Genomic DNA, 26,471 nt, shown 5'->3' with positions numbered 1-26,471 from the left:
CGATCCCGACTCGCCTGGGATGCACCTCCAGCACGCCGGGCCATGTGGCGCGTTCCGGCAAGCGGAACACGCCGCTCGGTAAATGGACCGCTGATCGCCACGGTGTGCACCATGGACGCCACCCTTGCCGACCCCAGGACACCGGTCGACGCGGCCGCCGAGCGCCTCCGCGCGGCCGCGCGTGACCGGATTCCCTGTCCACCATTGCGCGACCTCATCGAGCCCGACGACGTCGCCACGGCGTACGCCGTGCAAGAGCGGCTGAGCGAGCTACGGCTGGTCAACGGTGCCAGGGTGGTCGGCCGCAAGATCGGCCTGACGTCCCCCGCCGTCCAGGCTCAGCTCGGCGTCGACCAGCCCGACTTCGGCGTGCTGTTCGACGACATGGCGTTCGCCGCGGGGGCCGAGCTGCCCACCGAGCGGCTGCTGCAACCCAGGGCAGAGGCCGAGATCGCCTTCGTCCTCGGCGCCGACCTGGCGGACGGTCCGCTCGATCCGGCCCAGGTGCGGGCGTCTGTCGCCTACGCCGTCGCGGCACTGGAGATCGTCGACAGCCGGATCGCCGGCTGGGAGATCACCTTCGCCGACACCGTCGCCGACAACGCGTCCAGCGGGCTCTACGTGCTCGGCTCGGAGCGCCGTACGCTCGCCGAGGTCGAGCCGGCCGAGGTCGAGATGCGGATGCTCGTCGACGGCGAGGTCGTCTCCATCGGAAACGGCGCCGCCTGCCTCGGCGACCCCCTGGAGGCGCTGGCCTGGCTGGCCCGCACCGCCCGGGAGTTCGGGGATCCGCTGCGAGCCGGCCAGGTGGTGCTCTCCGGCGCGCTCGGCCCGATGTACCCCGTGCATCCCGGCGCCCTGGTGACGGCCGAAATCAGCGGCCTCGGCAGCGTGACCATCACGTTCTCGGCACAGGAGGAGCGAGCATGAGCAGGACCAAGGTCGCGATCATCGGGTCGGGCAACATCGGCAGCGACCTGATGATCAAGGTAATTCGGCTCTCCGACACCCTCGAGATGGGCGCGATGGTCGGCATCGACCCAGCGTCCGACGGCCTGGCCCGCGCTCGTCGCCTCAAGGTGCCCACCACCCACGAGGGCGTCGACGGGCTCATCGCGATGGACGGCTTCGACGACATCGAGATCGTCTTCGACGCCACCAGCGCGAAGGCCCACGAGGCCAACGCGGCCCGGCTCGCACCGTACGGAAAGCGTCTCGTCGACCTGACGCCTGCGGCCCTCGGGCCCTTCGTGGTGCCGGCGGTCAACCTCGGCGAGCACCTCGACGCGCCCAACGTCAACATGGTCACCTGCGGCGGCCAGGCGACCATCCCGATCGTCGCCGCGGTCTCCCGGGTCACCCCGGTCGCCTACGCCGAGATCGTCGCCTCGATCGCCTCCAGGTCGGCCGGGCCGGGTACCCGGGCCAACATCGACGAGTTCACCGAGACCACCTCGCACGCGATCGAGACCGTCGGTGGGGCGGCGCGCGGCAAGGCGATCATCATCCTCAATCCGGCGGAGCCGCCGCTGATCATGCGCGACACGGTCTTCTGCCTGATCGGCGCCGACGATCCGGCCGTGCACGACCGCATCCGCTCCTCGATCGAGGAAATGGTCGCCGACGTGGCCGCCTACGTGCCGGGCTACCGGCTCAAGCAGCAGGTGCAGATCACGCCGATCCCCCAGGGCCAGCCGGTGCACACGTTGGCCGGCACAGCGCCGCTGAGCCATCAGGTGTCGGTGTTCCTCGAAGTGGAGGGCGCAGCGCACTATCTGCCGGCGTACGCCGGCAACCTCGACATCATGACCTCCGCGGCCTTGCGCACCGCGGAGCGCCTGACCACTCGCAAGCCCACGGAGGTGGCCGCATGACTGACATCTTCCTCCAGGACGTCACCCTGCGCGACGGAATGCACGCCGTACGCCACCGCATCTCTCCCGCCGACGTCGGCCGGATCGTGGCCGCGCTCGACGCCGCCGGCGTCGACGCCATCGAGGTCGCCCACGGGGACGGGCTCGCCGGCAGCTCGGTCAACTACGGTCCGGGCAGCAACACCGACTGGGAGTGGATCGAGGCCGCTGCCGCCAACCTCTCCCGGGCTCGGCTGACCACGCTGCTGCTGCCGGGCGTGGGCACGATCGCCGAGCTGAAGCACGCCTACTCGCTGGGCGTCCGCTCGGTGCGGGTGGCGACCCACTGCACCGAGGCCGACGTCGCCGCCCAGCACATAGCCACTGCGCGCGAGCTCGGCATGGACGTGTCGGGCTTCCTGATGATGAGCCACCTCAACGACGCCGCCGGCCTCGCGCAGCAGGCGAAGCTGATGGAGTCGTACGGCGCCCACTGCGTCTACGTCACCGACTCCGGCGGTCGGCTCACGATGGACGGCGTGCGCGAACGGATCCGCGCCTACCGGGACGTGCTCGACCCGGCCACGGAGCTGGGCATCCACGCCCACGAGAACCTCTCGCTCTCCGTCGCCAACTCGGTCGTGGCCGTCGAGGAGGGTGTGCGCCGCGTCGACGCCTCGCTCGCCGGCCACGGCGCCGGTGCCGGCAACTGCCCGATCGAGCCGTTCGTCGCGGTCGCCGACCTGCAGGGCTGGAAGGTCCGGGCCGACCTGTTCGCGCTGCAGGACGCCGCCGACGACCTGGTCCGGCCGTTGCAGGACCGGCCGGTGCGGGTCGACCGGGAGACGCTCACCCTGGGGTACGCCGGCGTCTACTCCAGCTTCCTGCGGCACGCCGAGGCTGCGTCGGAGCGCTACGGCATCGACGTGCGCACGATCCTGCTCGAGGTCGGCCGGCGCCAACTGGTCGGCGGCCAGGAGGACATGATCGTCGACATCGCGCTCGACCTGCTCGCGGCGCGGGAGCCGGCGGCGCCGTAGGGCCGGCGCCTCCCGTTCGGGGACGCGGCGCGACCCCCCATCGCCAGCGCGATCGCGGCCGCCCAGTCGCGATCGCGCGGCATGGCGAAGGGGCACGTCGCCGTTCGGCGGCGGCGCCATCGTCGCCGGGACCGACGGTTCCGTTGAACAGAACGACCCGCTCGTGAAACTGCTACCGGACGGCGAGGGTGGTGCCATGAGCGCGCCAGGCACCAGCAGGACGGGTCCAGCAGGGCAGCGCCGGCGCCGGCCATGAGGGAAGAACCGACCACCTTCGCCCAGGCCGTGTGGCACCGCGCCCGCTGCCTGCCGCAGGCCGAGGTCCTCCGGATGCCGGGGGGCGAGGCCTGGACCGCTGAGCAGCTGAGGCATCGGGCTGCCGCATGGGCCGTTGGCCTGTCCGAGCGCATCGGCCGCGGCGACGTCGTCGTGACCTGCGTCGATGCCGGCCCGGACGCGGTGGCACTCACCGCGGCCGTGTCCGCGCTCGGAGCCGTCGAGCTGCCACTGGGCCACGACCTGCCCGAGGACTGGGCCCACCACCTGGTGACCACCGCCGCCGCCCGCGTCGTCGTGGCGTCGGCCCACCGGGCACAGGCCGCACTCCCGGCACGGCTGGCCCGGCACACCGGGCGCCCGCTCCAGCTCCTCGACGGGCCGCACCAGACCCTGCGTCCCGAGCATCCGGAGGCGCACTGCGTCACTCCCGCCGAGTTGCCGCCCACGGCACCCGCGCTGATCATGGCCACCTCGGGCACCACCGGCCGGGTCAAGGCCGCACTGCTACCGGTCGGGGCCCCCGCCGGACAGGCGCGCAGGGTGGCCCGAGCGATGGACTACGGGCGCGACGACGTGCTGCTGAGCTACTTCCCGTGGCACCACATCAACGCCCGGCACGCCAGCCTGCTGCCCGCCCTCATCAGCGGCGCACGGGTGGTGATGGCGCCGCGCTTCTCCGCCTCCGGCTTCCTCGACCTGGTGCGACGTGAACAGGTGACCGCCTTCAACTTCATGGGCGCGGTCTGCATGATGCTCCTCGCGCAGCCGCCGACGGACAGCGATCGGGACCACCTGCTCACGAAGGCGTACGGTGGGCCGGCACCTGCCCGGCTCGTCCGCGATTTCCGGGAGCGGTTCGGTGTCACCCTTCGGCAGGCCTACGCCTGCACGGAGCTCGGCGACGTGGCCACCACCGCGATGGACGACCTGCGGCCGGGCGCGGCTGGTCGGGTCGTCGCCGACCACGACATCCGGATCGTCGACGGAGCCGGTCACGACGTCGCCGACGGCACGGTCGGCGAGATTCTGGTCCGACCCCGCCGGCCGGAGTTCGCGTTCCTCCGGTACGTCGGGGACGCGGAGACGACCCGCCGCGCCTGGGTCGGCCCCTGGTTCCGCACCCGCGACCGTGGCCGGCTCGTCGACGGCTGGCTGCACGTGGAGGGACGCCTCGGCGACGTGATCCGGCGCCGCGGCGTCAACATCGACCCCCACCTGGTCGAGGACGCGCTGCTCGCCCATCCGGCCGTCGCCGAAGCCGCAGCCGTCGCCGTGCCGTCCGAGCTCACCGAGGACGAGGTGCTGGCCGTCGTGGTGCCGCACGCCGGCAGTCCGCTCGCCGCCGCCGACCTCTGGTCGCACTGCCGCGCCGCACTGCCACGACCGGCGGTTCCCCGCTACCTCTCGATCGAGGCCACGCTTCCGCACACCGCCACCCACAAGCTGGACCGCGCCGCCCTGCGTCGACGCGGCATCCCATCCGACGTGTGGGACGCCGAGTCGTCCGTCCCCGCCACCACGGAGATCCCATGACCCCAGTTCCGCTCCTACGTGTCCTCGACCTCACCGACGACCTTGCCGCGAACGCGGTCCGGCTGCTGGTCGGCCTGGGAGCCGACGTCATCCGGGTCCGGACGGACACCGCGGCGCCACCCACACCGCCGGACGCGTTGCACTGGTACGCCGGCACCCGGACGCTCACGGTGCCCGACGCCGAGCTCGACCGCGTGGTGGGCGACCTGGTGGCCGACGCCGACGTCGTGCTCGAGTCCGGCCCGGTCGGCGACCTGCGCACACTCGACCTGCGCAAGACCGACCCGGAGGCGTGGGACCACGTCGCGCATGTCGTGGTCACGCCGTTCGGCCTCACCGGACCCCGCCGCGACTGGCTCGCCGACGGAAGCGTCGCCGCGGCCGCCGGCGGCATGACCTGGCTCGGCGGCCGGCCGGGCGAGGCCCCCACGCCGCCACCGCGCGGGCAGGCCACCCAACTCGCCGGCAGCCACGCCGCCATCGCGGCGCTCCTCGCCGTCATCGCCCGCCGCCGCACGGGACGCGGCCAGCTCGCCGAGGTGTCGGTGCAGGAAGCCGTCGCCGCCACGCTCGAAACCGGCGCCATCGCCTGGATCCACGCCGGCACCGTCCCGGGCCGCACCGGTGGCGTCTACGGCCACGTCGCGCACCGGGTCTTCCCCACCGCGGACGGCTACGTCGCCGGCGGCTACTCCGGCCCCGACCGGATGTGGAGCGACCTGTTGGCGTGGCTGGACGAGACCGGCGAGGCCGCCGACCTCACCGACGAGGTGTGGCGCGACCCTGTGCACCGCTGGCGCCACCGTCCGCACGTCGACGAGGTCGTCACGGCATGGACGCTCCGGCGTACCACCGCCGAGATCGCCGGGGAGGCCCGCCGGCGGGCGCTGCCGTGGGCGGAGGTCGCCGCGCCGGCCGACCTCGTCGCCAACCCCCAACTGCGGGACCGGGACTTCTTCCTCCAGATCAGCACGCCCGAAGGGAACGTCGTCGACGCGGGTTTCCCGTACGAGTCTCCCGGCCGGCCACGGCCGGTCCGGCTCGCCGCACCCGAAGCCGTCAGGACCGACGCGCGCTGGCGCGTGGCCGACACACCGGCGGGGCTGCCGCCACGGATGCGGCGCGCCAACGGCGGCGCACTCGCCGGACTGCGGGTGCTCGACCTGACCTGGGTGCTCGCCGGTCCCTACGTCACGAGGGCCCTCGGCGATCACGGCGCGGACATCGTCAAGGTCGAGTCCGCCCACCGGCAGGACCCGACCCGGTTCGCCCCGTCGATGCGACTGCGACCCGGGGCCGGGTCCGAGGAGAGCGGCTACTTCCTCAACTTCAACCGCAACAAGCGCAGTCTCGCGCTCAACCTGCGCTCGGCGGAAGGACCGCAACTGTTGCGCCGCCTCGCCGCCGAGGTCGATGTGGTGGTGGAGAACTTCTCCCCCGGCACGCTCGCCAAATGGGGTCTGGACTTCGAGCAGTTGCACCGGCTCAACCCCGACGCGGTGCTGGTCTCGATGTCCGGGGTCGGCGCGACCGGGCCGTGGCGCTCGGCGGTCACCTTCGCCGACACCCTGGCCGGCTGGTCCGGGCTCACGCACGCGACCGGCGGCGCCGAGGGCATCCCGCAGGGCCTCACCTTCGGGCTCGGCGACATGGTGGCCGCGAACGCCGCGGTCGTCGCCGTTCTCGATTCCGTGCTTCGCGGTGGGGGCCGCCATGTCGACCTCTCCCAGCTCGAGGCCATGGCTGCCCACCTGGGCACCGCGGTGCTCGACGCCGCCGTCCCTGCCGTCGCCGACGACCGGCTCGGCCCGTTCGTGCTCCGTGCGCCCGGGGACGACCGATGGCTCTCCGTCGGCCGGGTCTCACCTGAGCAGCTCGCGAGCGTCGCCGACGGAACCGACCCGGTGCGCCGGCTCGAGGAGTACGTCGCGGCCACGGACGCCGACCAGGCCGCCGCCCACCTGCAGGCGCACGGAATCCCGGCGTACCCGGTCCGAGACGGTCGTGACCTCGTCGAGCGCGATCCGCAGCTCGCCGCCCGCGGCTTCTACCCGGCCCTCAACCACCCCCTTGCCGGGGACGTGCGGGTCGAGGGCGTGGTGCACCACCTGACCGACACCCCACCCCGTCTCGACCGGCCCGCCCCGTTGCTGGGCGAGCACACCGAGGAGCTGCTCAGCGAGCTGCTCGGACTGACCACCCAGGAGATCGCAGATCTCCGCGACCGAGGAGTGCTGTCTTGACGATCGAGGACCTGAGGGCGCGCGACGACGCGGCGACGGAGGGATTCCGGATCGAGCGGGAGGGCGCGGTGGCGACGCTCGTGCTCGACAACGGTCCGGTGAACACCGTCGATCCGTTGCTGATCGAGCGGCTGATCGAGATGCTGCCGAGCCTGACCGAGGACGCCGGCGTCCGGTGCCTCGTCCTCCGCGGCAAGGGGCGGGTCTTCGTCGGCGGCGCCGACATCCGGGTGATGCGGCGGCTCGACCCGGACACCTACACGGCGATGCGTCGCTGGGTCGAGGTGCAGCGGCTGCTCGAGCTCGCCCCCAAGCCGGTCATCGCCGCGATGAACGGACACGCCCTGGGCGGCGGCGCGGAGTTGTCGCTCGCCTGCGACCTGCGCATCCTGCACGCGCGAGCGACCTTCGGGTTCCCGGAGTCCCGCCTCGGCATCTTCCCGGGGGCCGGCGGCTCCCAGCGTCTCCCCCGGCTCATCGGCCCGCACCGGGCGAAGCGGCTGATGATGGAAGGCACCCGGCTCACCGCCGACGAGGCGCTGGCCGAGGGCCTCGTCGACATCGTGGCCGGCGAGGACTTCGACGCCGTCGTCGCCGCCGAAGCTGCGCGCCTGGCCGCGCTGCCCACGGCGACGCTGGGCCTGATCAAACGCGCCGTCACCGAGGGAATGGACCTGCCGCTCCCGGACGCGCTCGCCGTCGAGGCGGCATGCGTCCGCGCCAACCTCGATCTGGCCGATGCCGCCGAAGGCCTGCAGGCCTTCCTCGACAAGCGGGAGCCGCGGTTCAGCGGCCGGTGATCAGTTGATCAGGTTGGCCGAGGACATCCGGCGACTGACCTCGGTCAGCGCCGTGGCCAGCTTGGTGACGTCCGCCCGGTAGGTCGGTGCCGCGATCGACAGTGCGCCCAGGAGCGTCCGGTTGCCGGTGAACAGCGGCACCGCCACCGAGCAGTAGCCGGGGGCGATCTCCTCCTGCTCCAGACCCCAACCGTTGGTGTGGATCCGCCGGATCTGTTCGACCAGCAGCCCCCGTGCGACGGTGGTGTGTGGGGTCAGGCGCTTCAGCTCGCGGCTGACCACCTCCTCGAACACCGAGGGTGGCGAGAACGCGAGCAGCACCTTGCCGGTCGAGGTGGCGTGCAGCGGCATTCGACCGGCGATCCGGGAGGGCTTGGCCGACTGGGCTGCTGCCACCTTCTCGAGGTAGAGGACCTCGAGCCCGTCCAGCACGGCCAGGTGCACGGCCTCCTTGGTGGCGAAGTGCAGCCGCTCCATGAACGGGCGGGCAGCATCGCGGAGCACGCGGAACCGCGGCACCCGGGAGCCGAGTTCGAAGGCCCGCATGCCGAGGCGGTACTCGAAGCCGGAGCGCTCCAGCATCCCCCAGTCGACCAACTCCTGCGCCAACCGGTGCACCGACGCCTTGGAGATGCCGGTACGCCGGGACAGCTCCGAGAGTGACAGCTCGACGTCGTCGTGCTGGAACGACTCGAGGATCAGCCGAGCCTTGCCCAGGACACTGTTGGCCCCCTGCCCCAGCCCCTCACCGTAGCCGCGAGTCTGAGAGACGCTCATTACCCTTCCTCACCATAAGGTCCCCCATGTCCACGTTTTTCCCCATATCGCGGCATATGCACACCCGCGTCACCCCTCCCCGTTGTGGCGTCCCCCCATGCCAACAACAGTACGCACCAGCACCTCGACCAGGCGTTTCGCGGCCCTGAGGTCGACGGCGTTCATGCCCAGGGTGAAGTCGACCGGCTGACCGTTCGGCCCCTGCGCGACCTTCGGCATGCCGACCCTGGCGGTCGGAACCCCCCGCATCCGGATCATGTTCGCGTCGGTGGCGCCGCTGTTCTCCAGGACCAGCTCGTGCGGCCGGCCCGCGACCGACTCCCACGCCGCGACAGCCGACCGGACGATCGGGGCCTGCGGGTCGGTCCGGCTGCCCGGCACGGACGCGACCTGGCGCACCACGAGCGGCACGCCGAGCTCGGCCTCCAGGGGCGCCAGCGCGGCCCGCACCTCGCGTACGACGGCGGGCGCGGTCTGCTCGGGCGTCATCCGGATGTCGAGCCGCACCCGGACCAGGGCGGTGGTCGACGCGGCCAGCCTCTCGAAGCCGCCATGGACCGACGACACGACGCCCTGCGGGCGCATCGTGCCGGCCTCGTGGCGCGCGGCGTACTCCTCGCACCAGGCCTCGAGCACCTCGATCACCCGGGCCGCCCCGCTCGCCGCGTTGCGGTAGGGCATCCGGTGCCGGCTGCCGACGTAGCTGTGCTCGCCCGGCACCTCGACATCCACCCAGGTGAGGCCGACCTCCTCGTGCGAGACGGTCCAGCCCGGCTTGGCGATGACCGCGTGGTCGGTGACGAACCCCCGCTCGAGGAGGAAGCTCGCACCGACTCCGTGCCCGGTGTTCGTGCGACCCGGGACACCCACGCCGTCGACGGCGAAACTGGGCATCCCGCCGGCGCCGAAGCCCGCCACGACGTCGACCGGGAGGTCGATCCCGGCCCGCGCCATCGCCTCCACGGCGACGAGCACGCAGGCGGCATGCCCCTTCGGGTTGCCGGCGCCCAGACCGACGACGAGGTCGTCGTACACGGTGGCGCGCGGCAGCATGTCCGCGCGCATGCGCGGACCGGCGAACGGGACGTCGAGGGCGGGATCCCCGGTGGTGTAGGTGTCCAGCGGAGCGTAGAGCAGCACGGACTCGCCGCCGGCCGGCCCCCGCAGCACCCCGACCGCATTGGCCTGGGCATCGTCGATCACCTGGAGGGTGCTGTCCACGCCCGCGGCGGCGAGGTGGGCGACCAGCCACTCGGCGGCCTGGCGCTCCGCCCCGGTCGGGGTCGGTCGATCGACCAGGCCGCAGACCGCCTCCAGCAGGTGGTCGCGCTCCACCTGCGCGAGCACCGCGGCGACCGCATCCTCATCGGTTCGACCGGTCGCGGTCATGCCGGCACACCCGCCTCACGAGCCGCCACGCTGGACCGGAAGTGCACCGAGACCTCCGGCAGGTCACCGATGACGGCGTTGAAGGAGTCACCCTCCTTGATCTTTACCATCGGCCCGAGCGCACCGGCGAGGACCACCTGTCCGGCGCGCAGCGGAGTGCCACGTCGGTGCGCCTCGCCGGCGAGCCAGGTCAGGCCGCGGATCGGGTCGCCGTGGAAATTGTCGCTCCCGGAGCCCGTCGACACGACGGTGCCGTTGCGACACATCTTCATCCGCAGGTCACGCAGGTCGAGGTCGCCCAGCGGGCGCCCCTCGGCGGCCAGCACGAACAGGCCGGCGGAGGCGTTGTCGGCGATGGTGTCGACCGCGCTGATGTCCCAGCCCTCGATCCGGCTGTCGACCACCTCGAGTGCGGCCAGCACCTCGGCGACCGCACCCCGCGCCCGGTCGGCGTCGATGTCCGGCTGGTCGAGGTCCTCACCGAGCCGGAACACGACCTCGGCCTCGATCAGCGGCTGCAGCAGCCGCCGGACCGGGACCACGCCGCCGTCGGGGATCTGCATGGTGTTCATCAGCGTGCCGATCGTCGGCTGGTGCACGCCCAGTTGATGCTGGACGGTGCGCGCCATCAGCCCGAGCTTGCGGCCCACGACGTGGGCTCCGCTGATCTCCTGGAGGGCCACCACGTGCCGTTGGACGGCGTAGGCGTTCTCGATGTTGTCCTCGCCGATCAGGTCCCGCACCGGTGCGCAGGTGCGGCGCATGGTGCCGGCGTACCTCAGTCGCTCCGCGGCCAGGGCCAGCGGCGGGATCAGGTCGTCACTCATCAGTGCCTCTCGTCTCAGTCCGTGGGTGGCACCAGTACGGCCCGACCGCGGAGCTGTCCCGCGCCGAGCAACTCGAGCGCGCGGCCCGCCCCGGCGAGATCGAACTCCTCCACGTCGAGGACGAGCTCGCCGGAGACCAGCAGGGGTGCCCACTGCTCAGCCAGCGCACGCGCCTCGGCGCTGCGCCGGATCATGTTCACCGGCAGCAGCGGCACGTCGAGCAGCAGCCAGTTGGGCAGGTCGAGCGTGGCGGCCTCGCCGGCGACGTAGCCGATGGAGACGGCCCGGCCGCCGGCACGTACCCAGCTCATCCGCTCGTTCAGCCGCTGGCCGCCGAGGGTGTCGACGAGCAGGGTCGCCGGGCGTTCCTTGCCGAGGGCCGAGAGAACGTCCCCGTCGGCCGAGGCGATCAACGGCTCGACACCGCTCGGGAGGCGTTCCGCCTGCTGCTGGTCGAGCACCAGGCCGAGCACGCGGGCGCCTTCGCGGAGGGCGAGCTGGGCGACCATCGACCCCACCGCGCCGGCCGCACCGGCCACCAGCACCACCTCGTCCGCCGCCGAGGTGACGTCCGGGACACCCCAGGCTCCCAACCGGCCGACCGTGCGCAGCGCGGTGACGGCGGTCGTCAGTGGCACGAAGTAGGTGGCGCCGAGCGACGGCGGCATCCCCTCGGGCAGCAGGGAGAGGCTGCGCGTCGGCACGGTCACGTACTGCGCCCAGGTCCCGTTGCGGACCAGCCCCAGGCCGGCGCCCCGCAGCATCACCCGGGTGCCCTCGGCGAGCTCGTCGGATGCGACCACCCGGCCGCACCCCTCGACACCACCGACGTACGGCAGGGTGGGCTTCATCCTGAACTCGCCGCCGGCCACGGTACGGTCGAGGTGGCCGACAGCGGCCGCCTCGACCCGCACGAGGGTTTCGCCGTCGGCCGGCTGCGGCATCGGCACGTCCTCCACCACCGGGGCGACGCCCCAGTCGTGCACGCGGACCGCCTGCATGGTGGTCGCCATCAGCCCACCCGGTGACGGTCGATGAATTCGAGGCTGAGCTGGTTGTACTTCTCGGCCTGCTCGTGCTGGGGCCAGTGGCCGCACTCGTCGAAGATCGTCAGCTCGGAGCCCTTGATGTTGCGGTGCATGGCGTCGGCCTCCGGAACCTCGCCGAAGGGGTTGTTGCGACCCCAGACGATCAGGGTCGGAGCGTCGATCCTGGCCAGGTCCTCCGGCCGCAGGATGTTGCGCAGTCGGGTCTCCATGTCCTGCAGGCACAGCAGGTTCTCGATGTTCGCGACGAAGCTCGGCTGGTGGTAGATCGCGTGCCGGACGGCGACGAGCTCCTCCGTGGCGTCGGCGTCGTCGGCCATCAGCAGGCGCATCCGGGCCCGGGTCAGCTCCACGTCGTCGGTGGTGACCGCCTTCCGGGTGCTGTTGCGGATCCGCTCCATCACCTGGGGGTTCGCGACGGTGCCACCGGCGCAGAGCAGCTGCAGCGACGCGACCCGGTCGGGGGTGTCGATCGCGGTACGGGCGCCCACCCACCCACCGAGTGACTCGCCGACGATGTGTGCCTTCTCGATGCCCTGGGCGTCGAGGTACGCCAGCAGGTGGTCGCGGTAGCGCGGGATCTCGTAGGGGTGGTCCGGCTTGCCGGTGTAGCCGTGGCCGAGCATGTCGATGGCGTGGACGCGGTAGTGCGCGGCGTGCGCCGCGACATTGCGCATGAACGCCTCGAGGTGGCCGGAGGTCCCGTGCAGGAAGATCACCGGCTCGCCGGCCCCAGCCCGCAGCGAGCGCGTGGGCACACCGCCCGCGTCGACGGTGGTGAGCGCGAAGTCGACACCGGCGAGTTCGGTCCAGATGGTGTCTGCAAGGGCGGTGGTCATGGATTCTCCCGGAAGTCGTGGATCGGTCACTGGTTGATGCGGTGCACCTGGGTGTTGCTGCGGCGCGCCGCCTGGGCGACGCCGTAGCCGACGCCCGCGAGGGCTGCCAGGAAGAGCAGCGTGCGCAGTGCGGTCATGTCCTTCTCCTTGTCGCTGTCTGAAGATCGGCGCGGCTGTCAGGGGTGGTCCACCGAGCGCAGGAAGCCCTCGACGACGGCGTGGTAGGCGCCGGGCCGCTCCTCCTGCAGGTGGTGCGAGGCGTTGTCCATCACGTGCAGGTTGCCGCGCGGCACCATCCTCGACAGCATCAGCGGGTAGTCCGGGGTGAGGAATGCGTCCTCGCGGCCCCACATGAACAGCGTCGGCGCCTGGACGCGGCCGAGCTGCTCCGTGAGGTCCTGCCAGTCGCCGCGCGGGGAGTCCGACATCGCGGCCAGCTCGCGCTCGCCGGGGTCGAGGCTCTGCTCGTAGCGCATGTCGACTGTCTGCTCCGGCAGCCGGTCGGCGTCGTACCACTCCAGCCGGCTGATCAGCTGGCGCATCTTCTCCCGGGTCGGCCCCGCGCCGCCGTAGTAGACGTCGCGGGCGGCGCGCCCGCGGTGCCCGCGCTCGGGCAGCGGGGCCAGCGGCCCGTAGAACACCGGCATCGACCCGGTGACCACCAGTGAGCGCACCCGGTCGGGGTAGTACGCCGCGAGCGCCAGCGCGATCGTCCCGCCCCAGGAGTTGCAGATGAAGTCGGCCCGCTCGATCCCCAGGGCATCCATGAAGGCCACCGTCTTGGCGGCGTGGAAGTCCCACATCGGACCGCTGATGCGGCACTTGTCGGACCTTCCGTACTGGAGGATGTCCTGCAGCACGCACCGGCGGTTCTCGGCGAAGTACGGCACGACCGGACCGAAGTCGCTCCAGCCGGTGCAGCCGGGGCCGCCCCCGTGCAGGAAGATCGTGTCCGGACCGCTGCCGAGGTCGTGGAAGTGGTAGGTGACCCCGTCGGCCTCGACGAAGCGGCTCTCCGGTCTCGGCCCGGCCGCGGGCGAGGTGAGGGGCTGGGCGGCGGTTGTCATGCTCTTCCTCCTGCGGCGTTCGGCTCGATGACGGCGGTGCCCATGCCGGTGAGCCATTCGGGCATCGGCGAGTAGCAGAGCTTGGCGCCGGGAGCGAAGCCGAGGGCGGCGGCCATCACCAGCCAGGTGCGCAGCTCCTGGCCGCCGTTGCCGGCGACCTGCTCCAGCTCTGCGGTCGAGAGACGGAGGTACTCCTCGAGTCGACCGGCCTCGAGGTCGGCGAGGAACCGCTGGTCGAAGTCCTCGAACAGGCACGGCTGCGCGGCGACGATGATCTCCCGGCGGCGCTTGTCGAAGCGCTCCCACTCTCCCCGGCCGTTGAGCCAGGCGTCGACCATGAACTCCTCGTCGTCGCCCTGCGGGTCGGCCCAGTTGCTGGGCCACGGCAGTTGGTGGGAGAGGCCACCGGACGCGATCACCACCACCTTGCGGCCGTCGGCGTGCGCCTCGATGGCCTCGGCCAGCCGCCGGCCGAGCTGGGCGCAGCGCTCGAGCGTCGGCAGGGGCCGGGCGAACACGTTGACGACCAGCGGGACGACCGGGATGTCGATGCCATCCAGCAGGTACTGGATGGCGTGCGACTGGCCGTGGTCGATCTGCAGCCGTGCCGAGACCGCGACCTCCGAGCCGGCCTCGACCAGATACGTCGCCAGGTCGTTGGCGAACGCGGGATCGGTCTTCTGCGGGCCTTTGGGCGTGCCGGACTCGCCGGAGGCGATGACCTCGCCGACACCCAGGGTGAACGACGGGATCAGGTCGAGCCAGAAGCCGCGGAAGTGGTTCGATCCCACGATGACCGCGACGTCCGGCTGGAGCTCCTTCAGCCGCCGGTTCACCTCGTCGAGGGAGTCGCGGAAGGCCTCGGCCCGCTCGGTGTTCACGACCTTGTCCCAGTGCGTGTTCATCAGCGTGGAATGGGACGCTCCCACGCCGAGCGCGATCGCCGGCATTCGTCGGGTTCCTCTCGCCTCAGTCGTCCTGGTCCGCGGGGGCCAGCCCGGACTCCGCGAGCCGTTCGATCCGCTCCTCGGTGACGTCCTCGGCGAGCTTGCGCCACCTCAGCAGCGACTCGTCGGGGCGGTAGAGCTTCTCCGGCGGCGCGTCGGTGACCTCGACCATCCACTTGTCCTGGCTGGAGAACTGGCCGTGGAACAGCCAACGCACGGCGCCCAGGTACTTGGCGTAGAAGGGCAGCGTCCCGAGGCCCTCGCGGAACTCGACCAGCGCTCCGACGTACAGGTGGTTGTCCTCGTCCACCGGCACGTACCACTCGTAGTGGATGAAGTTCGGGTAGACGATGCGCAGGATGCCGGGCATGGTCACCGACGCGAAGCCGGGGAAGTCCTGGGCGGCGATGACCGGGTCGACCTCGCGGTGCGAGGTGGTGTTGCCGACGTTCTGCCGGCCCGTGTCCTTGGCCGGACGAGCCTGGTACCAGGCGAGGTTCGGCCACTTGCCGACGCCGGGGTAGTCGCCCTCCCAGTACTGCTCCTCCTGGACGCGGTAGAGCCAGCGCCCACGCTGCACGATCCTGGTCGTGTTCCAGGCCGGCATCGGCTTGAACATCCGCCACAACGAGCTGCGGTGCAGGTACTTGGCGTGGCCCTCGTCGAAGCCGTTCTCGCACGCGAACCGCCAGTTGCCCGCACGCGGCTGGATCCGGTGGCCGACGATGCCGGCGTTGCTCACCAGCTCCTCGGGCAGCTGCTCGTCGATCGGGACCGGCACCTCGCCGTCGCCGACGTAGACCCACACCATGCCGATGCGCTCCTCGACGTCGTACGTCGGCTGGCGGACCTTGCCGCAGATCGGCGACTGCGGGCCGTCGGTGAGCACGGCGACGAGGTCGCCGGTCTTCAGGTCGAACGTCCAGCCGTGGTAGACGCAGGAGACCGTGCCCGGGAACGCCTTCTCGCCGCAGCTCAGCGGAACGCCGCGGTGCGGGCAACGGTCCTTCATCCCGTAGACCTTGCCCTTGTCGCGGATCAGGAAGAGCTTCTCGCCCAGCAGAGTCACCTGGCGAGGCTTCTCCCCGACCTGGGAGGAGAAGCAGACGGGGTACCAGTAGCCACGGAACCCTGCCTTGGCGGCCTGGTAGTGCGGCCAGCTCGACCAGTCCTGCCGGCCGGGCAGCTTGCCCGCGCGGTGCTTGCGGACGGGCTTCTTCCGCGGCTCCTCGGCCGCTGCGGGCCCGGTGGCGTTGGTCTCCGCCCCCGGCTTCGCAGTCTGGGTCATGGCATGCTCCCGGGTTGTTCAGATTGGGGTGTGCCCGGAGCAGACCACCGGCGTGTGGCGGCTCACAACAGGAGCGGTTCGTCCACCGGAACGCCCGCAGGTCGAGGCACCTGTCGAGCTCAGGGGCCGGATAGCCGGCGTCCCCCGAGCCTGACGAGGGCCATTCCGGTCAGCGATCCACGCCACAAGACCGGGCCGCGAATGTGTTCCTACAGTCCGGATCTCCCGCACACCAACGCAGGAGGTCGGCGTGACCAGCGCACAGACATTGACCACGGACGTCCTCGTCCTCGGGGCCGGGCCGACGGGACTCTACGGCGCCTACTACGCCGGCTTCCGCGGCCTGTCGACCATCGTGGTCGATGTCCTGCCCCAGGTCGGCGGCCAGGTGATGGCCCTCTACCCCGAAAAGCAGATCCGCGACGTCGCCGGGCTGCCCAGCATCCGCGGGCGCGACTTCGTGGCGGCGCTCAAGGAGCAGGCCGACGCCTTCGAGCCGACGTATCTCCTGGGCCGCCAGGCCGTGGCGCTCACCCACGAGGACGGGCAACCGGTCGTCACCCTCGACGACGACACGGTGATCCGCGCCGGCGCCGTGGTGATCACCGCGGGGATCGGGACACCCCGCGCGCGGCCGCTCGAGGCCGGCACCGAGTGGCTCGGCGCCGGCCTGTCCTACTTCGTCGTCGACCCGCAGGCGCACCGGGACCAGGACGTGGTCGTCGTCGGCGGCGGTGACTCCGCGCTGGACTGGGCCGACGCCCTGGCCCCGATCGCCAACTCGGTCACGCTGGTGCACCGACGGGCCGCCTTCCGCGGGCACGCGGCGACCCTCGCCCGGGTCAAGGCCTCGCCGACCACGACGATCCTCACGGATTGCCAGGTCACCGCACTCGACGGTGACCTCGCCGGCGGCCGCCTGGAAAAGGTCACCGTGCGGCACACCTCCGGCAAGGAGCAGGTGCTCGCCGCCGACCACGTGATCGCCGCCCTTGGCTTCATCTCCGACATCGGCCCGTTGCGCGACTGGGGCCTGGCGCTCCGCGGTCGCTCGATCGAGGTCGACCGGGCGATGCGCACCAACCTGCCACGCGTCTACGCGGCCGGCGACATCGCCGACTTCGACGGCAAGGTCAAGCTGATGTCGGTCGGATTCGGCGAGGTCGCGCTCGCCGTCAACCACGCCGCCGTCGACCTCGACCCCGACCTCACCCTCTTTCCCGGTCACTCGACCGACGACTCCTGACCGCCGAACCCCGCGAAGGAACCACCATGACCTACGTCATCGGAGCCGACTGCATCGACGTCCTCGACCGGTCGTGCATCGACGTCTGCCCGGTCGACTGCATCTACGTCGGCGACCGCAAGAGCTACATCAACCCTGCCGAGTGCATCGACTGCGGCGCCTGCGAGGTCGAGTGCCCGGTCTCGGCGATCGTCGTGGACCGTAAGGCCAAGAAGGATCCCGACCTGGCGGTCCACCTGGCCGACTCGAGGGACTTCTTCGAGAAGCCGCTGCCGGGCCGAGACGCCCCGCTCGGCAACCCCGGTGGCGCCGCCCCCCTCGGCGACATCGGCGTCGACACCCCGTTGGTCTCCGGCCAGCCCGTTTCCTCGTGACCGAGGGTGCCGTCGCAGCGATGACCTCGACCCTGCCGCTGGCTGGCACCACTCTCCGCTATTCGGTGACCACACCGGCCAGGGCCGACCGCGCGGTACCGGTCCTGCTGCTGCACCCCTGGTTCGGCTGCCGCGCGTTCTGGGACCCGGTCGCCGGCGACCTGGGGGCGCGCTGCTACGCCGTCGACTGGTACTCGCTCGGCCACGGCGCCTGGACCGACTGGGCCTCGCCGGAGGGGCTGGCGCGCGCGGCCACCGCCCTTCTCGACCACCTCGACCTCGACTCCGTCGACGTCGTCGGCAACAGCGTCGGCGGCGTCGTCGCGCAGTTGCTCGCAGCCAGGAGCCCCGCGCGGGTACGCCGGCTGGTGCTGGTGGGCACCGGCGCCAGCCTGGGCGGACCACCGACCGCCTTCGGAGAGCTGGTCTCTGCCTGGATTGCCGGCACGGAGGACCGCGGGATGCTGGCGGCGCGGCTCGTCGATGCGCTGGTCGCCACGCCGCCGGACGAGCCGCAGCGCAGCGCCTACGTCCGCGCGGTCCTCGATGCGGACCCCGGCTTCGTCAGCGCCGTGCTGACGGTCGCGCGAGGTCTGGACCTGCGCCCCGAACTCCAGCAGATCACCGCACCCACCCTCGTGATCCGCGGTGAGCACGACAGCGCCCGGACCCCCGAGCACGTCGCCGCCCTGATCACTGGGATCCCCGTCGCCGGCGCGGTCGAGATGTCCGGATGCGGGCACTCGCCGATGATCGAGCAGCCGGCTGCGTTCGCCGCGCTGGTGCGGCGCCACCTCGATGCCTGACTGAGCCTGGGGCTTGCCTGTCGGGGGTCGAAAAGGCGACCGCAGGGGCTGCATGTCGGGGACATGCAGCCCCTGCGGTCGGTCGATCCCGCAGACCGTCAGGGACGCTGCTCGGACCACCAGCCGGTGAGGATCTGCTGCTTCAGGTCCGGCATCGCCTTCATGGCGCCGTCCTTGACGAAGAACTGGGCGGTGTTCGTGGCCCGCTCGACCGTGGACTCGTCGAGATCGCGCGTTTCGAACACGAGATCCTTCATGATCTGCGCCGTCTGATCGGTGGGGATCTTCACCGCCTTCTGTACGATCTTCTGCGCCTCCTCCGGGTGCTCCCGGATGAACGTGTTCGCGTCGTCGATCGCGGCGGCGACCTTGGCGGCCTCGTCCTTGTGTCCCTCCAGCCACTTCTCGTCGGTGATCAGCCACTGCGAGTAGCTGACGCCGAAGTCACCGATCGATCCCACGACCTTGCCCCCGGATTCCTGGGCGGAGCGCGTCGCCCAGGGCTCGTAGATGACCGTGGCGTCGACGTCACCGCGCTTGAGCATCACCGGGATGTCCGGCGGTGTGGCGGTGGACAGGGTCACCGTGCTGACGTCGATGCCCTTGCTCTCGAGATAGCGCACGGTGGCGAGCTTCATCAGGCCTGGCAGGATCGCGAGCTTCTTGATCTCGGACGGGTCCTTCACCTTCGGCCCCCAGACCACCTTGATGTACGTCTCGGAGTGCTGGAAGTCGAGCAGCGCCCGCAGCGCCGGATCGGTGCCCATCATCGTCGTGGTCGTCGCGTCGGACTGCGTTGCCATGTCCGCCTGGCCGGCGATCACGGCCTGGGCCATGGCGGGCCCTCCCTCGAGGGTCGAGTACTCCACGTTGACGCCGCGGTCCTTGAAGTACCCCTTCTCGGCCGCAACGTAGACAGCGGTGTACGAGGCGTCGACACCGGTGGCCAGACGGACCACGTCGCCGCCGCCACCGCCGCTCGAGCCGTTGCCACAGGCCGCCAGCAGCGTCGACGATGCTGCGAACAAAGCCGCCGCAAGGATCCTGGTGGATCGCTTCATGGGTGTTCCTCCTGTAAGGCCCGAGGGCCGTGACGGTTACCCGGAGACGGGGCATCTGGTGGAAGGGGAACCCGAGCCGTCGGCCCTGTGCACGTCAGACCTTGACGTCGTAACGGGCGAGGACCGTGCGTCCGAGCACCCGGATCGCGCGGTCGCACAGGAAGCCGAGGATTCCGAGCGCGATGATCCCCACGAAGATCCAGTCGATCCGGCCGAAGTTCCGGGAGTTCCAGATGAGAGACCCGAGACCGGTCTGCGCTGCGACGATCTCGGCCGAGACGATGGTCAGGAAGCTGTTGCCGAGGGCCAGTCGTGCGCCCGTGACGAGATGCGGAACGGTGGCCGGCAGGACCACCGCGGTGAAGACCTGGCGCCGGCTGGCCCCCAGGCTCGTGGCGGCGAGCAGCTTGGACTCGTTGATGGACAGGACGCCGGCGATCGTGTTGATCGTGATGATGAAGACCGAGGTGTAGAAGATCAGGATGACCTTCGAGGTCTCGCCGATCCCGAACCAGGCGATGGCCAGGGTGACAAAGGCGATCGGCGGGATGAACCGGAAGAACTCGATGTAGGGATCGAGCAGGTTGCGGATGAGGCTCACCCGGGCCATCAGGATGCCCAGCGGGGCACCGACGAGGATGCCGGCTCCCCAGCCGATCATGATGCGCTGCAGCGACACCAGGCACGACTCCAGCAGGGTGCCGTCGCGGGCGAGCTCGACCGCAGCTCCCCAGGTGGTCGCCGGCGAGCTGACCAGCGTCGGGCCCATGTACCAGGCGAAGAACTGCCAGACCGCGAGGCCGAGCACGATCGAGACGAGGAAGGATCCCGTACGGCGCGCCTGCTCCCGGCCGGGGGTCGACCGGACTCGTCCCGCGCGCCGCTTCGGGGCGCGTTCGGGCACCGCGACGCCGGTGTCGGAGGCTGCCAGGCTCATCGCTGTCCACCCTTCGGCTGGCCGCCGAGGGACTTGGCGACCTCTTCGGTGATGTCGGCGCGAACCTGGTGCCGCAGCTCGACGAACTGGGGGCTGTCCTCGTCGCGGGGCCGCGGCAGCCCGACGTCGTAGACGGACTTGATCCGTGCGGCCGGACCCGCGGTCATGATCGCGATGCGATCGGCGAGAATCAGCGCTTCGTCGATGTCGTGCGTGACGAAGACGATCGTGCACCGCCGCTCACGCCAGATCCGGTCCAGCTCGTGCTGCAGAACCGTGCGCGTCTGGGCGTCGAGCGCACCGAACGGTTCGTCCATCAGCACGATCTGCGGCGAATTTGCCAGGACACGCGCGATCTGGACGCGTTGCCGCATCCCACCGGACAGCTGTGGAGGCCGCTTGTCCGCGGCATGCTCGAGACCGACGAGCCGCAGGTGCTCCTCGACGAGCACGGCCCGCTCCCGCTTTCCGAGGCCGGCCATCCTCGGCCCGAAGCCCACGTTGTCAGCCACGGTGAGCCAGTCGAAGAGCGCGTCTGAGCTCTGGAAGACGAAGCCGAGCTCCTTGCCCGCGCCCGTCACCGGTTCACCCGCCCGGGTGATCTCACCGGAGGCGGCCGCGTTGAAGCCCGCCATCACGGACAGCAGCGTCGACTTGCCGCACCCCGAGGGCCCCAACAGGCACACGAACTCACCCTCGCGGACCTCGAGGTCCACATCCTGAACGGCCACGAAGTCACCGAAGGCGACGTTGACGGCGTCCAGCGACAGGGCGGCCCCACCGCCATCGGTGGTGGATCGAGGAACGGCAGCTGCGATGTTCGGGTGCGCGGTCACGACGGGCTCCTGGTTGGCGATCGTGGTCATGGCGGCTCCAACGTCCGGCAGTGTCGCGAACTGGGTGTCCGCGCCCTCGTTGTGATGCGGGTCATGCTGAGCCGAGAGCAGACACGAACCGGTGGCCTGCCACAACGCCTGCGGTTCGCCTAATGGAACGGGGGGGATGTCTGTCCCCCGCCGAGAACCTGGCACCCATTTGTGGCGTGAGGTCGGGTCAGGCCGATCTTGCCAGGCACCGCGGCGACCGCGGCGACCTGCACAGTTCCGTTCAGCGGTCCGGCACAAGCCCTTCCGGTCCCCGTGCGTGCATACGGTCACGCCGAACTGAACCGCCAGTCGGAAGGAACGTGAGGCACATGGGAAGGAAGATCCAGGTCGGCGTCCGCGTGCCTCCCTGCCGACCGGCGAGCGAGATCGGTGAGTTTGCCCGCGAGGTCGAGCGAGCCGGCTTCGATGCCCTGTACGTGCCCGACTCGCAGACGCTCTGGAGGGACGCGTACCTGACGCTCTACGCCTCGGCGGTGCGCACCTCCCGGATTCGGCTCGTCACCGCCGTCTCCAATGTGGTCACCCGCCACCCCACGGTGGTCGCCGGACTGGCACGGAGCATCGACGAGGCCGCGCCCGGTCGATTCGTCCTCGGCCTCGGCGTCGGCCACAGCTCGGTCGAGCCCATCGGCATGGCCCCCAGCACCGGCGCACAGCTGCGCGACGGCGTCGACCAGATCCGCAGGCTCGTCCGCGGCGAGGAGCTCGCCTACGGCGAGGGACGGGCGCGCATCCGTGACCCCCGGCCTGGCGGCGTCCCCGTCCACATCGCTGCCACCGGGCCCCGCAACCTACGCCTCGCCGGCGCCATCGGGGACGGCGCGATCCTGCTCTCCGGGGTAGCCGCCGACCCGCTCCGCCGGGCGGTCGGGCTCATCCGGGAAGGGGCGGTCGAGGCCGGACGAGACCCCGACGACCTGCAGATCACGGTTGCGGCACACACGATGGTCACCGATGACATCGAACGCGATGCCCGCATCCTCAAGCCGGTGGTCGCCACCATCGCCCAGAAGGGTGGCCGGGGCGCGCTGGAGCTCCTCGGGATCAGGGTCGACGTGCCCGCGCACGTACCCGAGGTCACCCCGGACCTGATCCACGCCGAGGACTGGGACCTGGCCGTCGAGGTGTCCTCGCGGTGGATCAGCGACGCCGACGCGGCGGCCTTCGCTCGCGGCTTCTGCCTGTTCGGCTCCGCCACGGACATCGCGGAGCGCCTGGACGTCATCGCGGACCTGGGCATCACGTCGGTCTTCATGCAGCACGTCGGCTCCTGGGACCTCCCGGAACGGCTGGTCCACTCCGTGGGCCGGGAAGTGCTGCCACTTCTCGGCGATGCGGCGCATGAATGAGGACGGCACTCACGACACCGCGCTGCGATCGGTCGCCGGCCTGGCAGGCGCCATCGTCTCGGCGGCGATACCCCCGTTCCTGGTCGGGGCCCTCGCGCCGCGCATCGCCCTGAGCATCCCGTTCGACACCGGGGACGTCGGCATTGCGATGGCGGGCTTCTACCTCGTCTCGGGGGCGCTGTCGCCGGCCGGTGGGCGCGTGGTGCACCGACTGGGCCCGACCGCCGCCCTGCGGTGGGCGGGCGGCCTGGGCACGCTCGGCCTCGCCGCCATCGCGGCGGCATCGAGCCCGGTGCAGGTGATCGTGCTCCTCGCGCTCCTGGGCGTTCCCAACGCGGTCATCCAGCCGTCCTGCAACGAGGTGCTGTCCCGCCTGCCGAGTTCCCGGATCCGTGCGGTCTCGTTCGGCGTCGTACAGGCGTCGATCCCGGTCGCGACGCTGATCGCGGGCGTGCTGCTCGCGGTGGCCAGCTACGGAATCGGATGGCGCTGGACCCTGCTCGGTGTCGCGGCGCTCACGGCCGTGGCGCAGCTGCCCATCCCGAATCTCCGCGACACCGGCGCGCTGTCCGGGATCCAGCCCGCGCCTCGACGTCGCTCGACCAGCGCGGCGGAAGGTCCGGCGCGGGGCCTTCTCGGGGTGCTCGTGGCCGCCGGGTTCCTGGCATCGGCCGCGGTCACCTCCCTGCCTTCGTTCGCCGCGACGACCGGACATCACGTCGGGCTCGCGCCGTGGGTGATCGCTGCCGCGCAGATGCTGGGTAGCGTGGGTTCGGCGATCATGCGGGTCGTCGCGCCGGCACTCACGAGCCGAGCGTCCCCACGGCGTCAGCTGATGGCGGTGGCCCTGCTGCAGGGCACCGGAATGCTCGGCCTTGTCGCCCTGGCCGGCGGCTCGAGCGCCGGCTTCGTCGCCGGCACCATCACGGCCTTCACCTTCGGGTGGGGCTTCAACGGACTGTTCAACCTGATCGTGACCGACGCCCACCCCGGCCGGATCGCCACCGCCACCGGACTCACCCAGGGTGGCGTCTTCCTCGGGGGCATGGCCGGTCCCCTGGTCTTCGCCGCGATCGCCGGGTCCGACCGCTTCGGGGCGGCGTGGCTCGCCATGGCGTCGTTCATGTGCGCGGCCCTCTCGGCGACCCTGCTGGCCGCCCGCCGGACCCGGTCGGTCACCACGGCGCACGCCGTCGTGCCCGCACCGCTTCCCGGACGACAACAGCCGAAAGGACCCTGACATGTCCCTGCGACGCGCATACGCCGACACTCCCCTGGGCCAGTTCCACTACGCCGACGCCGGCGCCGGCCGCCACACGATCCTGATGCTCCACCAGGCACCGCGGTCACTGGACGAGTTCGTCGAGGTCCAGCATGAGCTGTCCAGGGACTTCCGCACGATCGCCATGGACATGCGTGGCTTCGGCCTGAGCGCACCGCTGGCTGCCCCCCAGACCATCGAGGCCATCGCCGAGGGCGTTCCGGCCCTGCTGGACGCGATCGGTCTCGAGACCGTCGTGCTTCTGGGCCACCACACCGGGGCGGTCGTGGCCCAGGAGGTGGCGGCGGCCCACCCCGAGCGTGTCGAGGCCCTCGCGCTCTCCGGGATGCCGTGGATCGGCCCGGAGCGACGGGCACGCGAGCACGGCGTCGGTGTGGACGACGCCCAGACCGCCGCGGACGGCAGTCACCTCGTCGACCTCTGGCGGCAACGGCTGCCCTACTACCCGCAGGGGCGACCCGATCTGCTCGACCGCTTCATCCGCGACGCCCTCGCACCCGGCGTGGACCCGGCGGAGGGCCACCGCGCCTGCGCCCGCTACCGCATGGAGGAGCGCATCGGCCTGGTCCGCTGTCCGGTCCTGGTCTTCGCGCCGAGCGACGATCCATTCGCGGCGCCCGCCGTACCGCTGGTGGTGGCCGGCCTCAGCGGGGCGGCCCGGGTGGAGACCGCACCCCTCGACGGCGCGATGATCCCCGCCATGGAGCAGTGCGCCGACCAGGTCGCCGCACACCTGCGCGCCTTCCTGGCTGCCTGAGCGGCCGAATGCCCGGACCGGCCGCCGCCGGTCCGGGCATTCGGCTCAGCCGATCGGGTCGGCGCTCACGCTGCCGAGGAACTCTGTGACGACCGCGGCGAACTGCGCCGGGTCGTGGTCGACCGACGGCACGCCGACGCCCAGCAGGGTGGCCGTACGCGCCTGCGGCAGATGCGCCACCAGTTTCGGGACGTCCGGGAGCGAGAACGCGTCGAGCTCGCCACAGACCACGAGCGCCGGCGCGCGGACGAGGTCGATCCGCTCCTCCATCCGGTAGGCGTTCACCGCCAGGTGGCCCTCCTCCACCCGGTCGTGCACCCGCACGGCATCCGCGACGAGGCGGTGCAACAGGTCCGGCCGGTCGGCTGGGTAGAAGGGCACGCGCTTGTTCCACAGCGCCTGGTAGTGGCTGCCGTCGTCGGAGATCGGCACGCCGTCGATCGAGGGCCGGCGGCTCACCTCGTCACGCCTGGGGGCGTCGACGTAGGGAACCCCGGACAGCACCAGCGCCGTAACGAGGTCCGGACGACGCGCGGCCAGCTCGAGCGCGATCACCCCACCGGTGTGGTGGCCCACGATCGAGACCCGGGTGAGTCCGAGTGCGTCAGCGAGGTCCTCCACGCCATCGGCGAACAGCTCGACGGTCCAGGGCTCGGCCGGGCTGTCCGAGCTACCGAAGCCGAGGGTGTCCGGCGCGATCACCCGATGGTCACGGGCCAGCAACGGGATGACGTCGCGGTACTCGTCCCACGAGCGTGGTGTCTGGTGCAACAACACCACCGCGGTGTCGGAGCCCACTTCGCCGCCGCGCCCCGACGGCGCGGCCTCCACGTAGTGGATCTGGCCGTGCCGGGTGTCGGCGTAGTTCTTACGGATCAACATTCCACCACCTGTTCGTCGTGCGGACACAGCACCAGGCGCCCCCGGATGTCACCCCGCTGCAGCCGCGTCATCGCGTCCTCGAAGCCGGACCAGCCGACCCGCTCCACCGGCACGGTGAGTTCGCCCTCCGCGGCGAGCCGGTCGACCGTGGCGAGCGCAACGGCCGACCGCTCGCCGCGGCGCAGCATGTTGACCGGAAGCAGGGCGACGTCGGCGAGCAGCCAGTCCGGCAGGTCGAGGGTGATTTCGGTTCCCGCCGTGTGGCCGAGCGCTGCGACACGGCCGCCGGGTGCGACGCCCGCCCGCAGAAGCGCCTCGAGCACCGGGCCGCCGACCGTGTCGATCGCGACCGTGGCCGGCCCTGTCGCGGCGAGTGCCTCGACCAGGGCGTCGCCCTGCCCGACCACCGGCTCGACACCGGGGGGCAGGTCGGCCACGCGGTGCTCGGCCGACACGACCCCGTACACCCGGCGTACGCCGGCGCGTCGGGCGAGCTGCGCGGCGACCGCGCCGACGGCCCCGGCGGCGCCGGTCACGATCACGGTGTCGTCCGCGGTCACCTGGGCGACTTCGTGGACCGCCACGTACGCCACCGTGGCGACGCTCGGCAGTGCCACGGCGAGCGCGGGGTCGAGCGTCGACGGGGCACCGGACACCGAGGCTGCCGGTGCGGCCACCCACTGCGCCCAGCACCCGTCTCGGGTGATCCCCAGCCCGGCGCCCCGAAGTCGTACCCAACGGCCGGTGCCGGCACCGTCGACCACCACACCGACGGCCTGGGTTCCCCCGATGTAGGGCAACGTCGGTCGACGCCCGAAGGTGCCGGAGGCGATGGTCCGGTCGAGGTGTGTCACGGTCGCGGCACGCACCTCCACCAGCACCGAATCGCCCGCGACGGCCGGGGCCGGCGCCGTCTCGAGACGCGGCGGGCTGCCGAACTGGTGTACCCGCGCCACTCGCAT

General features: G+C 71.5%; 25 protein-coding genes. 12 read left to right on the top strand and 13 right to left on the bottom strand.

The genetic code is table 11. From position 1 onward, the window contains the following. The first annotated feature begins 111 nt into the window (after positions 1 to 111). The 6 genes from ACGFIZ_RS12570 to ACGFIZ_RS12545 all read left to right on the top strand — a co-directional run bounded on the left by ACGFIZ_RS12570 (position 112) and on the right by ACGFIZ_RS12545 (position 7,748). Positions 112 to 930, top strand: coding sequence for a 2-keto-4-pentenoate hydratase (locus ACGFIZ_RS12570; RefSeq protein WP_393418625.1), 819 nt, complete (start codon positions 112 to 114; stop codon positions 928 to 930). Further along, the gene (locus tag ACGFIZ_RS12565; protein WP_393418623.1) at positions 927 to 1,874 is read left to right on the top strand and encodes an acetaldehyde dehydrogenase (acetylating); all 948 of its coding nucleotides are present in this window, start codon (positions 927 to 929) and stop codon (positions 1,872 to 1,874) included. Before ACGFIZ_RS12570 ends, ACGFIZ_RS12565 begins: the two co-directional genes overlap by 4 nt. Next, positions 1,871 to 2,893, top strand: coding sequence for a 4-hydroxy-2-oxovalerate aldolase (gene dmpG, locus ACGFIZ_RS12560; protein ID WP_393418621.1), 1,023 nt, complete (start codon positions 1,871 to 1,873; stop codon positions 2,891 to 2,893). Before ACGFIZ_RS12565 ends, dmpG begins: the two co-directional genes overlap by 4 nt. Before the next feature lie 252 nt (positions 2,894 to 3,145). Beyond that, positions 3,146 to 4,705, top strand: coding sequence for an AMP-binding protein (locus ACGFIZ_RS12555; RefSeq protein WP_393418619.1), 1,560 nt, complete (start codon positions 3,146 to 3,148; stop codon positions 4,703 to 4,705). Continuing rightward, positions 4,702 to 6,948 (top strand): CoA transferase, encoded by a 2,247-nt coding sequence (locus ACGFIZ_RS12550; protein WP_393418617.1) that lies wholly within the window; start codon positions 4,702 to 4,704, stop codon positions 6,946 to 6,948. Before ACGFIZ_RS12555 ends, ACGFIZ_RS12550 begins: the two co-directional genes overlap by 4 nt. Continuing rightward, positions 6,945 to 7,748 (top strand): enoyl-CoA hydratase/isomerase family protein, encoded by an 804-nt coding sequence (locus tag ACGFIZ_RS12545; protein ID WP_393418615.1) that lies wholly within the window; start codon positions 6,945 to 6,947, stop codon positions 7,746 to 7,748. The genes ACGFIZ_RS12550 and ACGFIZ_RS12545 overlap by 4 nt, the downstream gene beginning before the upstream one ends. On the opposite strand, the gene ACGFIZ_RS12540 is transcribed toward ACGFIZ_RS12545, so the two are convergent. The 8 genes from ACGFIZ_RS12540 to ACGFIZ_RS12505 all read right to left on the bottom strand — a co-directional run bounded on the left by ACGFIZ_RS12540 (position 7,749) and on the right by ACGFIZ_RS12505 (position 15,928). Continuing rightward, entirely contained in the window at positions 7,749 to 8,525 is a 777-nt protein-coding gene (locus tag ACGFIZ_RS12540) for an IclR family transcriptional regulator (protein ID WP_393418613.1), read from the bottom strand. It lies immediately after the preceding gene. A 69-nt stretch (positions 8,526 to 8,594) separates the two neighbouring features. Continuing rightward, a complete protein-coding gene (locus ACGFIZ_RS12535; protein WP_393418611.1) occupies positions 8,595 to 9,914 on the bottom strand; it encodes a M20 family metallopeptidase in 1,320 nt (439 codons plus the stop codon). Next, a complete protein-coding gene (locus ACGFIZ_RS12530; RefSeq protein WP_393418609.1) occupies positions 9,911 to 10,741 on the bottom strand; it encodes a 2-keto-4-pentenoate hydratase in 831 nt (276 codons plus the stop codon). Before ACGFIZ_RS12530 ends, ACGFIZ_RS12535 begins: the two co-directional genes overlap by 4 nt. 14 nt (positions 10,742 to 10,755) lie before the next feature. Then, positions 10,756 to 11,754 carry a zinc-binding alcohol dehydrogenase family protein gene (locus ACGFIZ_RS12525; protein WP_393418607.1) on the bottom strand — a complete coding sequence of 333 codons (999 nt, stop codon included), beginning with the start codon at positions 11,752 to 11,754 and terminating at the stop codon, positions 10,756 to 10,758. Further along, on the bottom strand, positions 11,754 to 12,626 hold the full coding sequence (locus ACGFIZ_RS12520) for an alpha/beta fold hydrolase (RefSeq protein ID WP_393418605.1): 873 nt from the start codon (positions 12,624 to 12,626) through the stop codon (positions 11,754 to 11,756). Before ACGFIZ_RS12520 ends, ACGFIZ_RS12525 begins: the two co-directional genes overlap by 1 nt. Positions 12,627 to 12,802: 176 nt before the next feature. Then, positions 12,803 to 13,693 (bottom strand): alpha/beta fold hydrolase, encoded by an 891-nt coding sequence (locus ACGFIZ_RS12515; protein ID WP_393418603.1) that lies wholly within the window; start codon positions 13,691 to 13,693, stop codon positions 12,803 to 12,805. After that, positions 13,690 to 14,643 (bottom strand): hypothetical protein, encoded by a 954-nt coding sequence (locus ACGFIZ_RS12510; protein WP_393418601.1) that lies wholly within the window; start codon positions 14,641 to 14,643, stop codon positions 13,690 to 13,692. The genes ACGFIZ_RS12515 and ACGFIZ_RS12510 overlap by 4 nt, the downstream gene beginning before the upstream one ends. 19 nt (positions 14,644 to 14,662) lie before the next feature. Continuing rightward, on the bottom strand, positions 14,663 to 15,928 hold the full coding sequence (locus tag ACGFIZ_RS12505; protein ID WP_393418599.1) for a Rieske 2Fe-2S domain-containing protein: 1,266 nt from the start codon (positions 15,926 to 15,928) through the stop codon (positions 14,663 to 14,665). A gap of 250 nt (positions 15,929 to 16,178) precedes the next feature. Here ACGFIZ_RS12505 and ACGFIZ_RS12500 point away from each other — a divergent pair, with 250 nt between their 5' ends. Genes ACGFIZ_RS12500 through ACGFIZ_RS12490 form a run of 3 tightly spaced genes read left to right on the top strand, consistent with a single transcriptional unit; the run spans position 16,179 to position 18,354 of the window. Next, positions 16,179 to 17,174, top strand: coding sequence for an NAD(P)/FAD-dependent oxidoreductase (locus ACGFIZ_RS12500; protein ID WP_393418597.1), 996 nt, complete (start codon positions 16,179 to 16,181; stop codon positions 17,172 to 17,174). 26 nt (positions 17,175 to 17,200) lie between these two features. Next, positions 17,201 to 17,548 (top strand): indolepyruvate ferredoxin oxidoreductase subunit alpha, encoded by a 348-nt coding sequence (locus ACGFIZ_RS12495; protein ID WP_393418595.1) that lies wholly within the window; start codon positions 17,201 to 17,203, stop codon positions 17,546 to 17,548. Between the two features lie 20 nt (positions 17,549 to 17,568). Beyond that, positions 17,569 to 18,354 (top strand): alpha/beta fold hydrolase, encoded by a 786-nt coding sequence (locus ACGFIZ_RS12490; protein WP_393418593.1) that lies wholly within the window; start codon positions 17,569 to 17,571, stop codon positions 18,352 to 18,354. Between the two features lie 98 nt (positions 18,355 to 18,452). On the opposite strand, the gene ACGFIZ_RS12485 is transcribed toward ACGFIZ_RS12490, so the two are convergent. From ACGFIZ_RS12485 to ACGFIZ_RS12475, 3 genes are all read right to left on the bottom strand, one after another. After that, positions 18,453 to 19,415, bottom strand: coding sequence for an ABC transporter substrate-binding protein (locus ACGFIZ_RS12485; RefSeq protein WP_393418591.1), 963 nt, complete (start codon positions 19,413 to 19,415; stop codon positions 18,453 to 18,455). 94 nt (positions 19,416 to 19,509) lie between these two features. Further along, complete coding sequence (locus ACGFIZ_RS12480) at positions 19,510 to 20,352, bottom strand: ABC transporter permease (protein WP_393418589.1); 843 nt, start codon at positions 20,350 to 20,352, stop codon at positions 19,510 to 19,512. Then, positions 20,349 to 21,218 (bottom strand): ABC transporter ATP-binding protein, encoded by an 870-nt coding sequence (locus ACGFIZ_RS12475; protein WP_393418587.1) that lies wholly within the window; start codon positions 21,216 to 21,218, stop codon positions 20,349 to 20,351. The genes ACGFIZ_RS12480 and ACGFIZ_RS12475 overlap by 4 nt, the downstream gene beginning before the upstream one ends. A 329-nt stretch (positions 21,219 to 21,547) precedes the next feature. Between ACGFIZ_RS12475 and ACGFIZ_RS12470 the strand changes: the two genes are divergently transcribed. From ACGFIZ_RS12470 to ACGFIZ_RS12460, 3 genes are read left to right on the top strand one after another with little or no spacing between them, the layout of a single operon-like run. Next, positions 21,548 to 22,588 (top strand): LLM class flavin-dependent oxidoreductase, encoded by a 1,041-nt coding sequence (locus ACGFIZ_RS12470; protein WP_393418585.1) that lies wholly within the window; start codon positions 21,548 to 21,550, stop codon positions 22,586 to 22,588. Continuing rightward, positions 22,581 to 23,828, top strand: coding sequence for an MFS transporter (locus ACGFIZ_RS12465; RefSeq protein ID WP_393418583.1), 1,248 nt, complete (start codon positions 22,581 to 22,583; stop codon positions 23,826 to 23,828). The genes ACGFIZ_RS12470 and ACGFIZ_RS12465 overlap by 8 nt, the downstream gene beginning before the upstream one ends. Before the next feature lies 1 nt (position 23,829). Beyond that, entirely contained in the window at positions 23,830 to 24,627 is a 798-nt protein-coding gene (locus ACGFIZ_RS12460; RefSeq protein ID WP_393418581.1) for an alpha/beta fold hydrolase, read from the top strand. Positions 24,628 to 24,672: 45 nt separating this feature from the next. Here ACGFIZ_RS12460 and ACGFIZ_RS12455 read toward each other — a convergent pair whose 3' ends face one another. Both ACGFIZ_RS12455 and ACGFIZ_RS12450 read right to left on the bottom strand, forming a co-directional pair. Then, a complete protein-coding gene (locus ACGFIZ_RS12455) occupies positions 24,673 to 25,509 on the bottom strand; it encodes an alpha/beta fold hydrolase (RefSeq protein WP_393418579.1) in 837 nt (278 codons plus the stop codon). Continuing rightward, positions 25,503 to 26,465, bottom strand: coding sequence for a zinc-binding alcohol dehydrogenase family protein (locus ACGFIZ_RS12450; RefSeq protein ID WP_393418577.1), 963 nt, complete (start codon positions 26,463 to 26,465; stop codon positions 25,503 to 25,505). Before ACGFIZ_RS12450 ends, ACGFIZ_RS12455 begins: the two co-directional genes overlap by 7 nt. Positions 26,466 to 26,471: the final 6 nt, after the last annotated feature.

The sequence above is a fragment of the Micromonospora sp. NPDC048830 genome (genome assembly GCF_043198215.1).
In the GTDB taxonomy this organism is placed as follows: Bacteria; Actinomycetota; Actinomycetes; order Mycobacteriales; family Micromonosporaceae; genus Micromonospora.
The sequence above is the reverse complement of the archived record's forward strand: the minus strand, read 5'-3'. Positions and strand labels throughout refer to the sequence as shown.